The following is a 14,334-nucleotide window of genomic DNA, read 5'->3' as shown; positions in this document are numbered from 1 at the left end:
AATCAGATAGATAAGAATTCTTTTGACTCGACTTAGCGAATCATTAACCATCATTCGAGACTGCATAGGAGATCGTTTGATGACCAGCATCGCCGCGCTGACCGAAAAAAAGATCACGCATGAAAGGCGCGCAAGGGCGGCAGCGGCGAAGCTGACGCAGGCTGTCCGCGAAATTCAGATCCGCGCGATCACGGAAATCGGCAAAGCGACCACCTCTCTGCTGAAGAGGGGCGATGTGCCGACGGCGGAGGCCATCCTTCAGGAGGCATCGATCAAGGTCCGAAGCGCAGACGTCCGGACCATGATCGAAAACCTGCTCGGCATCCATGAGAATGCCGAGAAAGTGACCGAAGTTCAGCACGTGAGGGCTTCGGACGAAGCCTCTGAATTCGACCCCATTCGAAACCGCGCATCCGCCAAGGTCTCGGGGGGGACGGTCGAGGGGATGGATGAAACGAAGCGCGACAGGCATCGGCAGGCAGACGGTATTCCTTCTCTCATAGTCGAAGAAGAGGTTCCAGCAATCGCCCTCAGCCGGAACGCTTCCGAGGAGAACGTCGCCCATTCGGCGCCCCCCTCTACCAATGGCCCGTCATCGCCGATCTTTCTCCCTGAGCCGGCATCGGGGCGGACAACTAACCCGCCCTTCTCACCTCGCGATCTTGGAGCTTCCGGCGTCACGTCGCATACTTGAGGTAGTGCCGGTTGCCTGAACGGGCTCGCCGGTTCCAATAAGCGGAACGCCTGCAGGTTTCATGCCGCTGGCAGCAGCGGCCTGATGAAGTAGATGGCGTCGGGCGCATCCTTGCCGAAGCAGGGATGCATGATCGAATGTAACCGACGATGCCCTCTCCGAACTGGCGCTGGAAAGGCATGTTCTTGGCCTTACGCCACTCTCAGCATTCTAGAACACGGCTTCACCTACGCCGGTCATAAGAGATCCAGTCGCCGCTAGTGGAATTCCGACGGAGACTCCACTTCCTTTGTCAAACCGTTCGCCTCAAACGACCTCTCTTGGAGCAAATGGTCGATCCGTCGACGTACGGCTGTGGTTATCGCTGCCTCGTCGACGTCCGGTTCGGCCGCCGCCGTGCACCTGTTCGCCACTGCTTTGATGAGCTCGCGTAGCACACTCTGATCAATTGCTTCGCCACCAGGCCGGAGGACGTCGCCGAGTAATAGCGTCGCGATCTCACGGTCAATCCGATTATCAGCCGGAATACCGTTCACACGCTTCTTTTCACGGTATCGAGATGAGGCGCTCCGTTCTCGTATTCGCTTTTTTGCCCTGTCCATATTGGCCCCTCCGGCATATGACAACAACGATTCTAGCGTTCGTCCTCCTGCTCCTAGGAAGATGACGTCGTCATTGTCAATTCAATGACGACGTCATCGCAGGAAGCTGATTACAATCTGTTTTCGCAAGCGTGAATGGTGTTTTCTATCTTCGGAAAAGTGTTACCTGGTGTCGGACTAACGGGGCAGTTGGGGGGTCTCGAAAATCCTGCGTGAGAGGCCGTGTCGGTATTTCGTGGGACTCCTGTCGGCCGGCGCCACGATCGCAGTTGAGCTCGTGAAAGGACCTGGTGATCAGGGTGTCTCGATATTCTCGCGTGCTGCAAGAGGTGCCGCGTCTTCACAAACCGGAATGAGGTCGATCGCGGACTTCAGGATCGTGGTCGGAAACTCGCCGTATTGTTCGCCCTCAGTCCTGGGCGCATGACCTTGGAGATAGTCCCGGACCTCAGCGTCCATCCCAACGCGACGCGCGACGGTTTTAAACCGATGGCGGAAGCCATGATTCGGGGCGACGTTTGGATCAGAAACGCCGAGCTCGCGGATCCAGGCTGCGAGGTTCTCGCCCATCTTCTTGTACGGTGTGAGCACCGCTTTCCCGGACTTGTGGTCACTCGTATAGAAGAGCGTCGACCGTCGACAGCTATGCACGAACTCGACGAACCCTTGGTCGATCAGATGCTCGTGCAGCGGCACCACCCGGACCTTATAGTTCTTCACACTACCGGCCTCGGGCGTGATGGTCAGCGACCAGATGCCGTCGACAAGAGCGACATCTGCTTTCCGAAGCTGGGTCAACTCGTTAACGCGGGCGCCGGTGTAGAGAGCAAGCCAAGGCACCCATCTCCTGGCATCGACATGGCAGGGTGCGAGCTTGGCCGGCGGCGTCTGCCGCGTGCCGTGGAGGATCATCTCGACTTCAGCGTCGGTCAGCCCTGGCCCTCGAAGCGTCCGCCGCTTCGGGACCCTGACGCTGAAGCCCTCGATCGGATTGGCGGACAGCTTCCGCTCGCCGACATAGTAGCGGAACAACGCCTTGGCCGAGGCGAGATAAACATCTTTGATCGTCCGCTGTGCCTTGCCTTCTGAACGCAGCCATTCGATCCAGCCGCTGACATGGGTGTCGGTAATCCGCGCAAGATCGTCGACGCCGCTATGTGCGGTCAGCGTACGAAGTGCCGGCAGCCAGCGCTTTCGTGTCGCAGCCGACAGGCTGACCGTGTCGGCATAGGTCTCGAAGGCTTGTTCGAGCTTCAGGCTCGACTTCGAGGCGGCTGACGCGGGACGCTGATACTTGGCTTCCGTTTGATCGAGCGCATAATCGTTCTCGAGGATGCGTCTCGTGCGGACCCCAATGGCATCGACAATCGCTTTCGCGATTCGCAGATCAACAGCACCCTGCATCTCCGGAGCGATCCGGATGCCGCGGCTGGTGAAGTACGTGTTGATCTGGTCACCGCAATGCCGTCGGAACTCCTGATGGACGGCAACGTCGTCAGGCTGCTCGATGAACTGGGCGGCGATCGCTCCGAAGGCCTCGTCCCAGAATGGCGACCATCGGCCAGTCTCGATCTCCTGGCAGTAGGTCTTGAAGAAGTCCGAGCTGTAGGCGTTCATCTGCTCGTAAGTCGGACGAACGAGGCCAGCCCGAAGATTCGACCACCGTTCGGTGATTTCGGCCATCGACTTCGAAAAGCGCACCCGCGCTTCGCCGACGTCCTTCGTCCGAAGCGACTGCTTCTCGAGTCTCCGCCCGACGAGGCCGACCAGATCGGTCGGCACGCGGACGCGAATATAATAGACGCCGCTGTTCGGATGCTTCCAAGGACGGGCCATCTGCAACACCATGTGTACCACCTTTGTGTACCACGCGGCGATTGCGAAACCCTTACGCTATGAGGCGTAAAATGAAATCAATGACTTAGAAGCTGATTGGCGGAGAGGAAGGGATTCGAACCCTCGATACCGTCTCCGGTATACTCCCTTAGCAGGGGAGCGCCTTCGACCACTCGGCCACCTCTCCGATGGCGCTGTCATAGGCTCGGGCATGGGTTTTTTGCAACCCCATCCGGGTCGCTTCTTTGAGGAAAAGCCGGGCGCGGCGTGATTCTCGCCTTTGCGCGGAAGCGCGAGCGTCGGGTCCACCCGCCATGGCCGGGTGCTTCGCCGCGCTCGCGACAGTCGTCGTGCAAAAGCGAAGCTTCGCCGGCAGATCGATCCAGGAAGAACATCAGTCGACCGAGACAGAATCGTCCTCCCGTTCAACGGTTTTCTAAGGGCGATGCCGTAGCCCGGTCCCGGTCGGCTTCACGGGACGCGTAATCGAAGGGCGTTTGCATGAAAATCGTCAGCTTTGCTTGGGTTCTTGGCTTGTCGGTCGTTGCGGGTTCGGCATCGGTGCCGTTCGCTGCCGCGAGCGATGCGAGGCACGAGACCGCCTCCGCCGAAGGCGACGCGAAAGGCGGGATCTGCACCGGCTTCGGGCCGCAGTCGCCGCGCGACGTCGGCGCCTTCGAGGGGCTGAACGCCCGCGTGTTCGCCCGCGCCCCCGCGGCGGACAGCCTCAATCTCTGCAACCTCCACCTCCACGCCAATGCCGAACACAAGGCGTCGGGCTTCTCGATCTCCGCCGGCGGCGGCGAGCATGGCGGCTACAAGTGCAACGACAGCGACCGGCTGAGCGCCGACGAACTCGAGGATCCCGCCCACGGCTTCGGCCCGTTCAAGGGGGTGAAGCCGGGCGACACGATCGAGGTCCACTGGGTCTTCTCCTCCTGCGACGTCGGCCCCGGCGAAGGTCTCGGCTCCTGCCTCAGCAAGAGCTGTTCGAACCCGGCCCTCAGGGTCGAGGCGCAGACCTTCCTGGTCGTCAACGATCCCGCGGCGCTCGACTTCGAATCCTTCGCCTCCCACAGCAAGGAGGGCGCCGGATACCACCAGCCGCCCGCCTTGCCGCAGGGCACGGGGACACCGGTGGTCTACCTCGGCTCGACCACCGGGCCGAAATACGACCAGGCGACCTGTTCGCCCCTCCAGGTCACCTGGAGCGTGCGACCGCAATGCGCCAGGCTCGACATTTCCTCGCTCCATCGCTGGGCCGAAAAGGACAACGTCTTCCACGAGAGCCACGCCCACGGGGTCCGCCAGCTGGTGACCGACCCGCAGCTTCTGTCGCCGATCGAACGGGCCGTCGCGGTGACGCGCTGGGACCAGCCGCTGAGCGTCGAGTAACGCCGTTCGCGATCCCGTGGGTCCGCCACGCGGCGATCACCGCCCAGGCCGCTCGCGCGGCGGAGGAGCCCGGCCGACCGGACCGGCGCGGCTCCGGCACAGGGCAATCGCTTGGAGGCAAGCGCCGCCGAGATCAGGCCAATCGCGAGCCCGGCCACAGTTTCGAGCGAACGCCTGGGCTCCGGCAAAAGACCATTGACACACGGAGCTTCGGCTTCGTATATCGCCGCGTCGCCGCAGCGAAGCGGCCCGGCGGCGGGGTAGCTCAGTTGGTTAGAGCAGCGGAATCATAATCCGCGTGTCGGGGGTTCAAGTCCCTCTCCCGCTACCAGTTTTCCAGTGTGTCCGGCCCTGTCCGACGCCGTCCTGCCCGGCGTTCTCGTTCGCGCGTCGATTCACGGTCGCTCTCGACGTGCCGCCCTTCGCGAGCATCCGGGCCTCGACGCCCCTCGCCCGTTGCTGGCGCTCTCTCAAGAGGCGATTTCGCCTGGCCGGCGGCGAACGATGGTCACCCGCCATCCCGCCGCCGCCGACGACGTGGCGGGTGAGATGGGCGGCTTCGGCGCCCGCAGGGATCGGCTCGGCGTTGGCCACCTCCTGCGGCGTGCGGCGACGCGAAACGGCCGGCGTGGGCGTGGTAACGGACCATCCAGCGTCGCACGGCGGCGCGCCCGCTCTCGACGGTGGGAATTTCTTGCCCCGATCCTCTTCCGAAGCCGATGCGGAAGCCGTTCTTCCGCCTATGTCGACCGAAGACAGGTTCGAAGATTCCACGAGGGGAATGACACAGTGACGTTCATCGACCGCCACACGCGCGGCGTCTTCATCATCGCCGCGACGCCGTTCATGGAGACCGGCGCCGTGGACGAAGCGAGCATCGACAGCCTCACCGACTTCTATCTCGGCTGCGGCGTCGACGGCATGACCATCCTCGGCATCATGGGCGAGGCCAACAAGCTGACGGGCGAAGAGGCGCGCGCCGTCGCCAGCCGGATCCTGAAGCGCGTCGACGGGCGGGTTCCGGTCGTCGTCGGCGTGTCGAGCCCCGGCCTCGACAACCTTTCGAGCCTCGCCCGCTTCGCCATGGACGAAGGTGCCGCCGGCGTCATGGTCGCGCCGACCCCCGGCCCTGCCGTCGAAGACCGGGTGCGCGGCTATTTCCATCAGGTCTGCGAGGCGCTCGGACCCGACGTCCCGATCTGCCTCCAGGACTATCCGCAGACGACGGGCGTGCCGATCTCGGTGGAGACGATCCTCACCCTCACCCGCGACTGTCCGCAGATCGTCATGCTGAAGCACGAGGATGCACCGGGCCTGAGAAAGGTCTCCGCCGTGCGCAATCGATCCGGCACCAGCGAGACGCCGCGCCTGTCGATCCTCTGCGGCAATGGCGGTCTGTACCTCCCCCAGGAGCTCGCCCGCGGCGCCGATGGCGCGATGACCGGTTTCGCCTATCCCGAAATGCTGGTCGAGGTGGTCGCCACCCACCAGGCCGGCGACGTGGAGAGGGCCGAGGACGTCTTCGACGCCTATCTGCCGATCCTCAGATACGAGCAGCAGCCGGGCTACGGTCTCGCGGTGCGCAAGGCGGTGCTGAAGCATCGCGGCGCCATCGCCTGTGCGGCAACGCGCGCGCCGGGGCCGCGGCTCGATGCCACCGACGAAGCCGAACTGATGCGGCTGATCGCCCGCACCGAGGACAAGGTGAAGGAGCTTTCCCATGGATCTTGAGATCGCAGGCAAGCGGGCGCTGGTGCTGGCCTCCTCCCGCGGCCTCGGCCTCGGCATCGCCGAAGCGCTCGCCGCCGAGGGTGCCGACGTGCTGCTGTGCGGGCGCAGCGCCGACCGGCTGTCAGCCAATGCCGCGGCGATCAACGCAAAGGGTCGCGGCAAGGCTCACGGCGTCGCCGCCGACCTCGCCGATCCGGCCTTCGCCGAGACGATGATCGAGGCGGCGGACAAGGCTCTCGGCGGCATCGACATTCTGGTCAACAACACCGGCGGCCCGCCTCCGGGCGGCGCCACCGAAATGTCGGTGGAGGTGCTGCAGGCCCAGTTCCAGATGATGGTAGCGCGCGTCGTCGACCTCTCGACCCGCGCCCTGCCGGCCATGCGATCGGCCGGCTTCGGCCGCATCCTGACGGTCGGCTCTTCGGGGGTCGTGCAGCCGATCCCCAATCTCGCCTATTCGAACACCCTGCGTTCGGCGCTGGTCGGCTGGACCAAGTCGCTGTCGAACGAGGTCGCGGCGGACGGCGTCACGGTCAACATGCTGCTGCCGGGCCGCATCCACACGGACCGGGTGGACGAGCTCGACGCCGCCAATGCCAAGCGGTCGGACAAGCCGATCGACGCGATCCGCGAGAGCGCCCGCCAGTCCATTCCGGCCAAGCGCTACGGCACGGTCGAAGAGTTCGCCGCCGTCGCGGCGTTCCTCGTCAGTGCACGGGCCGCCTACGTCACCGGCAGCGTCGTCCGCTGCGACGGCGGCGCGATCAAGTCGGTCTGATCTTCCCGCAGAAGGCCGGCACGGCCGCTCCTGCCTCGTGTCACGCATCGGTCCGCCGCGGGATCGGGCTCACCGGCGGCATGACGACTTCGTCGGCGACGCCACGGCTGGGCGCCGGACGTTTGCCTGGATCCGTCGGGGCTGCAGCAAAGGGTCCGCGGCGATCCGGCCCGCCAAAATTACCGCAGAAACGAAAGCGGGCCCGGGCATCCTTCCGCCCGGGCGCGCCGACTGCCGTGGTGCAGCAAAGATTATTTCGCTGCAGAGACGACGACCTCGATGAGGACGTCCTTGCCGAGTTCGGCGACGCCGATGGTGGCTCGCGTCGGCAGGTGCTCGGCGGGCAGCCATTCGAGCCACGCCTCGTTCATCCCGTCCTTCGCCGCGAAATCGGAGATATAGATCATCGCCGTCAGGAGCTTCTCCTTGGAGGAGCCGACCTTGGCGAGGAGATCGTCGATCTTGGCGCAGATCTCGGCGGTCTGGCCCTTCATGTCCTTCGACTTGTCGTCCGCGACGAGGCCGCCGAAATAAAGGACGCCATTGTGCTCGACGACGCGGTGGTTGATCTTGGTCTGGATGTGGCGGGTGATCACGCGGGAATTCCTTTTATGCGTGAGGTTTTATCCGGAAGCCTCAGGGCCCCGGGGTGAAACGGGTGATCGCAAAAGGCGCGATCGGGGCGTTGGTCGCGCCGGTGGCGACCAGCTCGCCCATGATCTCGCCGACGCCGGGACCGAGTTGGAAGCCGTGCGACGAGAAACCGAAGGCATGATAGGCGCCCTCCTCCGTCGATGACGGCGAGATCACCGGGATGCCGTCCGGCATGCGGCCTTCGATGCCGGCCCAGGAGCGGACGATGGTCGCCTGCCGCATGATCGGGAAGATCGCCATCGCGGTCTCGGCGGTCTGGCGGAGTTCCGAAAAGATCAGTTCGGAGACGTTGGTGTCCGGCAGGGCCCGGCCCCGCCGGCCGCCGCCGATGACGACGGTGCCGTTCTGCATCTGTTTGAAGGAGAGCGGCCGGCTCTGGTTGCCGACGACGGCGCTGCAGAAGCGCGGCATGCGGGAGGTGACCAGCATCATCGGCGCGGTCGGCTCGACCTCGACCGGTTCGCCGAGCTGCCTTGCGATCTCGCCGGCCCAGGCGCCGCCGCAGTTCAAGAGCTTCCGCCCGGTGAAGACGCCGCGCTCGGTCGTCACCCTGAAATCGGAGCCGATACGCTCGACCTGCTGCGCCCGGCAGTTTTCCGCAAAGCGCACGCCGAGCGAGCGGGCCTTGCGCTGGAAGGCGAAGGTCGTCTGATAGGGCAGCGCGAAACCGTCCTCCAGGCTTGCGAGGCCGCCGACGCAATGCTCGGAGACCGCCGGCAGATGCGCGCGAAGTTCGTCGCGATCGAGGACGACCTCGTGCTCGAAGCCCATGGCGCGAAGATGCGCCGCGCGATCCTTCAGGTCCCGAAGATCGGCGTCGGTTTCGGCGACCTTGATCTGCGGCGCCCGCTGGAAGCCGCAGTCGTCGTCGACGAGCTCCTCGATCCGGTGCCAGATCTCCATCGAACGCTGGGAGATCGGCACCTCGGCATAGGCGCGGCCGAGCCGGCGCACGCCGCCCGCATTCACGCCCGAGGCGTGGCGCGCCACCGTGTCCTTCTCGATGACGACGACCTCGAGGCCGCGCATGGCCGCCTGAAGCGCCGCCGAACAGCCGTGAATGCCCCCGCCGATGACGACGAGATCGGCCGTGCGATTGGTCATGAGCCATGCCTTTCGGGATGTTCGGCGCTGGATGCTACTCCGCCGCCTCGCGCGGCTCCTCGGCGCCGAGCCCGGCGAGTTCCGAAAGGAGCAGCGGCTTCAAGGGTGGCCGGATGCGGTAGTAGTCTGTGGTGGAAGGCGTCTCGCCCTTCGCCGCGGCGATGATCTCGCTGACGGCGAGGCCGCACATCCTCCCCTGGCAGGGCCCCATGCCAGCCCTGAGGAACGACTTCACCTGGTTCGGCCCCGGCGCGCCCAGCGCCACCGCCTCGCGGATCTGCCCGGCGGTGATCTCCTCGCATCGGCAGACCATCGTCGTATCGGCCGGCGAAAGGATGTCGGCCGAAGGCGCATACAGCGCTTCGAGCAGCGGCCGCACGGCAGCGTCCTTCGCGATTTCGGCACGGAGTTTCGCAGCTTCCCCGGCCGGCCGGCCGGCCTTCTCGGCGATCCGCATGGCGACCAGCCGCCCACGCATCTCCGCCGATTTCGCGCCGCCGATGCCGGCACCGTCGCCGGCGACGAAAACGCCGGGAACCGACGTCTCGAAGCTTTCGTCGACGACGGGCAGGAAGGCGCGCTGGCTCTCGTCGAAGCGATGCTGGCAGTTGAGAAGCCGGGTGATCTGCTGGTTCGGCACGACGCCCTGATGCAGCGCGACATGCGCCGTCTCGATCCTTTGCCGCCTGCCGCCGGCCGCAAAAGTCACGGCCGCTGCCACCGTCTCGCCCTCGATGGCGATGTCCGTCGCGTCACGGTGAACCGGCACGCCGGCCTTCTTCACCGCCCGCATCATCGCGAAACCCTTGGCGAGATAGCGCCAGGCGGGCAGCGCCTTGCCGAAGTGTCGGGCAGCCTCCCGGTAGCGGGCTTTCGGCACGGTCTCGACGATGGCTTTCGGCGGAGAGCCGGCGGCGATCAGCTGCGTCGCGGCAAGCCAGAGCAGCGGGCCGGAGCCGACGAGGACGACATCCTCGAAGACGATGCCGGAGGTCTTGAAGAGGATCTGCACGGCGCCGACGGTAGTGACGCCCGGCAGCGTCCAGCCGGGCATCGGCGTCGGCCGCTCGATGGCGCCGGTGGCGACGACGAGGCTCTTCGCCTCGACGCTGTGGGAGCGCCCGCCGGCCGAGTAGTCGATGCGCTTGGCGCTGTCGATGTTCCAGACGACGGCGCCCGGAACGTATTCGGCCCCCGAGGCCCTGAACGCCCCGGCGATCCGTGCGCCCTCGCCATAGTCCTTGCCGAGCAGCGCCCGGCGCTTGCGATCCGATACCTCGATGTCGCGGAAGATCTGGCCGCCCGGGCGCGGCTGTTCGTCGAGGACGAGGGTGGACAGCCCGGCGCTGCAGGCCTCGCTCGCGCAGGCCATGCCCGCCGGCCCGGCGCCGACGATGACGACGTCGTAGCCGTTCATGCCGCCACCTCGTCCGCCTTCTGGCGATTGACCGACATGCCGGGCTCCGCGACGATCATGCAGGCCTGCCGGTTCGGCACGCCGTCGATCTCGACCAGGCATTCGAAGCACACGCCCATCATGCAGTAAGGCCCGCGCGGCGCTCCGGACACCACCGAGGCGCGCGTCGTCGTCTCGCCCGCGGCGATCAGCGCGGCGGCCAGCGTCTCGCCGGCCCGCGCCGCGATCTCGCGGCCCTCGAAGGTGAAGCGGATCGTCTCGCCGCTCCCGTCAATTCGCTGGGGCATCGAACCTCCTTGCAGAAAATGCGGCGAGCTCCTCGCCGAGCGCGCCTTTCGCGATCATCGGCGCCAAAGCCAGGGCATGGGAGCCGGCGAGCGTCACGCCGGAATGGCAGTTGACCGAGAACACGCCCGGATGGCTCCCGGACTGTTCGTAGATCGGGTAGCCGTCCGGGCTCATGATCCGGAGCGCCGCCCAGGAGCGGACGATCCTGAGATCCTTGACGAAGGGGAACATGCGGATCGCCCGTGCGGCGAGCGTCGCCATCACGTCCGAGGAGGAGGAGACGTCGAAGCCGACGTCCTCGTGGCTGTCGCCGATCATGATCGAGCCCTCGCCGGTCTGGCGGACGACGTGGGTCGGCATGGAAAGGCGCGGCTTCGTCCGCTCGGTGACGAGGATCTGACCCTTCAGCGGCGCGATGTCGAGGTCGAGGCCGACCTCCTTGCCCAGCGCCTTGTTGCCGAGACCGGCAGCGAGCACGATCCGGCCGGCGCGGAACGTGCCCGCCCGCGTCGTCACGGCATAGCCCTCGCCGTCGCGGACGATCGTCTCGGCCCTCGCATCGGTGACGACCCGGCCGCCGCGGCGCTTCAACCCGTCGTGGAGCGCGCGCAGGAGATAGAGCGGGCTCGCATGGCCGTCGTGCTCGCAATAGGTACCGCCGACGACGTCCGGGCCGATCTCGGGCATCATCGCCCGCACTTCCTGCCGGTCGAGGACGCGGGCGCCGTAACTGGCCGCGCCATGCACGTTGTGCATCCGGGCGATCAGAGCCTTGCGCTTCTCCATCTCTTCGTCGGAAAGGCAGAAATGCAGGCCGCCGGGCTTTTCGTAGAAGGTGGAGACGCCGGTCTCCTCCTTCAGCATGGCATCGAGGCTCGGCCAGAGATCGGCGCTGCGGCGGGTCCAGATGGCGTAGTCCGGATAGCCGTCGCCCTTCGACTGCACCCAGACGAGACCGAAATTGCCCCGTGAGGCGCGGAAGGCGACGTCGCCTTCGTCGAGCACGGTGACCTCGAGGCCTTCTCTGGCCAGACCATAGGCGGTGGCGGCGCCGACGAGGCCGCCGCCGAGAACGAGCGCGTCGCTCGACATCAGCGGGTTCCTTCTCCGATGAGCAGACGGTCGAGCCCGTAGATCCGGTCGACGATCAGCATGAGCGCGACCGTGAACAGGATGGCGACCGTCGAGACCGAGGCGACCAGCGGGTCGGTGGTCTGGGTGATGTGGGAAAACAGCTTGACGGGCAGCGTCGTCGTCGCCGGATTGACGATGAAGACGGTGACGGTGAGTTCGTCGAAGCTGGTGATGAAGGCGAGGACCCAGCCGCCGACGACGCCTGGGATGATCGCCGGCAGGGTGATCCGCCGGAACACCGTCCAGCCGTCGGCGCCGAGCGAGGTGGCGGCCCGGGCGATCGACGGGTCGAGGCCGGTGACGGAGGCGAGCACCAGCCGCAGCACGAAGGGCACGATGATGACGACGTGGCAGAAGACGAGGCCCCCGAAGGTGCCGTTCAGCCCCATCATCGACAGGAAGCGCAGGAAGGCGATGCCGAGCACCACGGTCGGCACCGTCAGCGGCGACAGGAACAGCGCCTGCAGCGCGTCGCGCCCGGCGAACCGGCCGCCGCCGATGGCGAGGCCGGCCGGGATGCAGATCGCCGTCGCGATCGTCGCCGAGGCGGCGCCGAGCTGCAGGCTGACGATCGCCGCGTCGATGAAGTCCGGATTGTCGAGGATCGCCTGGAACCAGCGCAGCGAGATCCCGCTCGGCGGAAACTCCAGGAAGCCTTCCGGCGTGAAGGCGACGCCGACGACGACCACGAGCGGCGCCAGCATGAAGGCGGCGAAGACGAGGCTGAAGAGCTTGGCGAGAAGACCGTTCCGGATCACTGGAACACCCCCGCGAAGCGCTTCTCGACCAGCCGGTTCCAGGCGACCATGATGGCGAGGACCGAGACGAGGAGGATGATGGCGATGGCGGCCCCGAGCGGCCAGTTCAACGTGTTCAGGAACTCGTCGTAGACCGTCGTCGAGACCACCTTGACGCGGCGTCCGCCCAGGATCGCCGGCGTCGCGAAGGCGCTCGCCGACAGCGAGAAGACGATCAGCGAGCCGGACAGGATGCCCGGCATCGCCTGCGGCAGGACGATCCGCCGGAACACGGTGATGGGCTTCGCACCGAGGGATTCGGCCGCCTTCTCCGTCGCCGGATCCTGGCGCTGCAGCGCGGCCCAGACGGCGAGGATCATGAACGGCACCATGACGTGGACGAGCGCCAGCACGATGCCGCCGGAGGTGTACATCATCTTCAACGGCCGCTCGATCAGGCCGAGATTGCGCAGGGCCTCGTTGATGACGCCGTTGTTGCCGAGGAGGATCGCCCAGCCGAGCGTCCGCACCACTACCGAGATCAGCAGCGGGCCGAGCACGACGAGGATCATCACCGAGCGCCAGAACGGATGCATGCGCAGGAGGAAATAGGCCTGCGGCGTGCCGATCAGGGCGCAGATCACGGTGGTGGCGAGCGCGATCAGGAAGGTGCGCCCGAAGATCTCGTAGAAATAGCCGTCGCCGAGCACGTCGGCGTAGTTGCCGAGGCCGAAAGTCGGCTGGATCCCGCCATAGAAGTCGAAGCTGTTGAAGGACAGGATCGCCGTCATGACGAGCGGCGTCACGAGCATGACGGCGAAGAGAAGGAGTGCCGGGGCGCTCAGCAGCCACGGACGGGCGCGCTCGCCGCTCATGCCGCCGACCCCGCCTCGAGGAGGCGCAGATGCTCGGCCTGCCAGGACAGATGCACGGTCTCGCCGACTTCGGGCTCGCGCCGGCCGCTGTTGCGGCGCACGACGAGGAGTTCGCCGAGCCCGGTCTTCACCTTGAACAGCCACTGGTCGCCGAGAAAGACGCGCTCGACGACCGTCCCGGAGACGATCCCCTCGCCCGCCCCGCAAAATTCGATCCGCTCCGGCCTGAGCGAAACCAGCACCGCCCCGGGGCCATGCGACGACGCCGGAGCGTCGAGACGGATGTCGCCGCAGCGAAGCTGCGTCGTGCCCGCCCCGCCCGCTTCGAGATGGGCGTCGATGGCGTTGCTCTTGCCGAGAAAGGAGGAGACGAAGCCGTTGGTCGGCCGGTCATAGGCCTCGAAGGGCGTCGCCTCCTGGATCAGGCGGCCGCCCTGCATGACCGCGATCCGGTCGCTCAAGGCCATCGCCTCGGACTGGTCGTGGGTGACGAGCAGCGTGGTGACGCCGGCCTCCTGCTGGATGCGCCGGAGTTCGAGCTGCATTTCCTCGCGCAATTTGGCGTCGAGATTGGACAAGGGCTCGTCGAGGAGCAGGAGTTCCGGTTCGATGACCAGCGCCCGCGCCAGTGCGACGCGCTGGCGCTGGCCGCCGGACATCTGGCGGGGATAGCGGGTCGCCAGATGCGACAGGTGGACGAGGTCGAGGGTCGCGGCGATCCGCCGCTTGCGCTCGTCCGCCGGCACCTTGCGCATTTCCAGGCCGAAGCCGACGTTTTCCTCGACCGTCATGTGAGGGAACAGGGCATAGGTCTGGAAGACGATGCCGAGGCCTCTCGCCCGCGCCGGCACCTTCGAGAGGTCGCGACCGTTGAGGGCGATCGAGCCGCCGGTCGGGGTCTCGAAGCCGGCGATCATCTGCAGCGTCGTGGTCTTGCCGCAGCCGGACGGCCCGAGCAGCGAGACGAACTCGCCCTTTTCCACCGACAGGGTGAAGCGATCGACAGCGACCGTCTCGCCGAAGCGCTTGGTCAGATCGCGTAGTTCCAGAATAGCCATGTCTCGTTTCGATCGTTCCATCGCGCCGCGG

At 66.0% G+C, this 14,334-nt stretch carries 13 protein-coding genes and 2 tRNA genes; 5 read left to right on the top strand and 10 right to left on the bottom strand.

The features are described 5' to 3' along the window. Positions 1-79 precede the first annotated feature (79 nt). Complete coding sequence (locus tag LZD57_RS08855) at positions 80-694, top strand: hypothetical protein (protein ID WP_233719244.1); 615 nt, start codon at positions 80-82, stop codon at positions 692-694. 896 nt (positions 695-1,590) lie between these two features. Here the strand turns inward: LZD57_RS08855 and LZD57_RS08850 are convergent. Beyond that, positions 1,591-3,144 carry a DUF6538 domain-containing protein gene (locus tag LZD57_RS08850; RefSeq protein WP_233719243.1) on the bottom strand — a complete coding sequence of 518 codons (1,554 nt, stop codon included), beginning with the start codon at positions 3,142-3,144 and terminating at the stop codon, positions 1,591-1,593. An 85-nt stretch (positions 3,145-3,229) separates the two neighbouring features. After that, a tRNA-Ser gene (locus LZD57_RS08845) sits at positions 3,230-3,319 on the bottom strand. 374 nt (positions 3,320-3,693) lie between these two features. Between LZD57_RS08845 and LZD57_RS08840 the strand changes: the two genes are divergently transcribed. The 4 genes from LZD57_RS08840 (at position 3,694) to LZD57_RS08825 (ending at position 7,036) form a co-directional block, all read left to right on the top strand. Next, positions 3,694-4,527 (top strand): delta-class carbonic anhydrase, encoded by an 834-nt coding sequence (locus LZD57_RS08840; RefSeq protein WP_233719242.1) that lies wholly within the window; start codon positions 3,694-3,696, stop codon positions 4,525-4,527. Between the two features lie 254 nt (positions 4,528-4,781). Continuing rightward, positions 4,782-4,858 (top strand) — tRNA-Met (locus LZD57_RS08835). A 458-nt stretch (positions 4,859-5,316) separates the two neighbouring features. Next, positions 5,317-6,258: a dihydrodipicolinate synthase family protein gene (locus LZD57_RS08830; protein ID WP_338034694.1), complete on the top strand. Its 942-nt coding sequence runs from the start codon at positions 5,317-5,319 to the stop codon at positions 6,256-6,258. Further along, the gene (locus LZD57_RS08825) at positions 6,248-7,036 is read left to right on the top strand and encodes an SDR family oxidoreductase (protein WP_233719241.1); all 789 of its coding nucleotides are present in this window, start codon (positions 6,248-6,250) and stop codon (positions 7,034-7,036) included. Before LZD57_RS08830 ends, LZD57_RS08825 begins: the two co-directional genes overlap by 11 nt. A gap of 251 nt (positions 7,037-7,287) precedes the next feature. Here LZD57_RS08825 and LZD57_RS08820 read toward each other — a convergent pair whose 3' ends face one another. The 8 genes from LZD57_RS08820 to LZD57_RS08785 are packed head-to-tail and all read right to left on the bottom strand — an operon-like array spanning position 7,288 to position 14,303. Further along, positions 7,288-7,632 (bottom strand): RidA family protein, encoded by a 345-nt coding sequence (locus LZD57_RS08820; RefSeq protein WP_233719240.1) that lies wholly within the window; start codon positions 7,630-7,632, stop codon positions 7,288-7,290. A gap of 40 nt (positions 7,633-7,672) precedes the next feature. After that, positions 7,673-8,794, bottom strand: coding sequence for an NAD(P)/FAD-dependent oxidoreductase (locus tag LZD57_RS08815; protein WP_233719239.1), 1,122 nt, complete (start codon positions 8,792-8,794; stop codon positions 7,673-7,675). 34 nt (positions 8,795-8,828) lie between these two features. Then, the gene (locus LZD57_RS08810) at positions 8,829-10,211 is read right to left on the bottom strand and encodes an NAD(P)/FAD-dependent oxidoreductase (protein ID WP_233719238.1); all 1,383 of its coding nucleotides are present in this window, start codon (positions 10,209-10,211) and stop codon (positions 8,829-8,831) included. Then, the gene (locus LZD57_RS08805; RefSeq protein ID WP_233719237.1) at positions 10,208-10,498 is read right to left on the bottom strand and encodes a (2Fe-2S)-binding protein; all 291 of its coding nucleotides are present in this window, start codon (positions 10,496-10,498) and stop codon (positions 10,208-10,210) included. Before LZD57_RS08805 ends, LZD57_RS08810 begins: the two co-directional genes overlap by 4 nt. Next, entirely contained in the window at positions 10,482-11,591 is a 1,110-nt protein-coding gene (locus LZD57_RS08800) for an NAD(P)/FAD-dependent oxidoreductase (protein ID WP_233719236.1), read from the bottom strand. The genes LZD57_RS08805 and LZD57_RS08800 overlap by 17 nt, the downstream gene beginning before the upstream one ends. Further along, positions 11,591-12,391: an ABC transporter permease gene (locus LZD57_RS08795; RefSeq protein WP_233719235.1), complete on the bottom strand. Its 801-nt coding sequence runs from the start codon at positions 12,389-12,391 to the stop codon at positions 11,591-11,593. Before LZD57_RS08795 ends, LZD57_RS08800 begins: the two co-directional genes overlap by 1 nt. Next, entirely contained in the window at positions 12,388-13,245 is an 858-nt protein-coding gene (locus tag LZD57_RS08790; protein WP_233719234.1) for an ABC transporter permease, read from the bottom strand. The genes LZD57_RS08795 and LZD57_RS08790 overlap by 4 nt, the downstream gene beginning before the upstream one ends. Next, entirely contained in the window at positions 13,242-14,303 is a 1,062-nt protein-coding gene (locus LZD57_RS08785; protein ID WP_233719233.1) for an ABC transporter ATP-binding protein, read from the bottom strand. The genes LZD57_RS08790 and LZD57_RS08785 overlap by 4 nt, the downstream gene beginning before the upstream one ends. Between the last annotated feature and the right edge of the window lie 31 nt (positions 14,304-14,334).

Source organism: Jiella avicenniae, assembly GCF_021390325.1.
GTDB lineage: Bacteria > Pseudomonadota > Alphaproteobacteria > Rhizobiales > Rhizobiaceae > Jiella > Jiella avicenniae.
This window is presented reverse-complemented; position numbering and strand designations above follow the sequence as displayed.

What these genes read in the sequence shown, in the direction of transcription:
- LZD57_RS08810 (WP_233719238.1), bottom strand. Translation starts at nt 10,211, where the DNA reads ATGAACGGCTACGACGTCGTCATCGTCGGCGCCGGGCCGGCGGGCATG.
- LZD57_RS08805 (WP_233719237.1), bottom strand. Translation starts at nt 10,498, where the DNA reads ATGCCCCAGCGAATTGACGGGAGCGGCGAGACGATCCGCTTCACCTTC.
- LZD57_RS08825 (WP_233719241.1), top strand. Translation starts at nt 6,248, where the DNA reads ATGGATCTTGAGATCGCAGGCAAGCGGGCGCTGGTGCTGGCCTCCTCC.
- LZD57_RS08800 (WP_233719236.1), bottom strand. Translation starts at nt 11,591, where the DNA reads ATGTCGAGCGACGCGCTCGTTCTCGGCGGCGGCCTCGTCGGCGCCGCC.
- LZD57_RS08790 (WP_233719234.1), bottom strand. Translation starts at nt 13,245, where the DNA reads ATGAGCGGCGAGCGCGCCCGTCCGTGGCTGCTGAGCGCCCCGGCACTC.
- LZD57_RS08815 (WP_233719239.1), bottom strand. Translation starts at nt 8,794, where the DNA reads ATGACCAATCGCACGGCCGATCTCGTCGTCATCGGCGGGGGCATTCAC.
- LZD57_RS08785 (WP_233719233.1), bottom strand. Translation starts at nt 14,303, where the DNA reads ATGGCTATTCTGGAACTACGCGATCTGACCAAGCGCTTCGGCGAGACG.
- LZD57_RS08855 (WP_233719244.1), top strand. Translation starts at nt 80, where the DNA reads ATGACCAGCATCGCCGCGCTGACCGAAAAAAAGATCACGCATGAAAGG.
- LZD57_RS08850 (WP_233719243.1), bottom strand. Translation starts at nt 3,144, where the DNA reads ATGGTGTTGCAGATGGCCCGTCCTTGGAAGCATCCGAACAGCGGCGTC.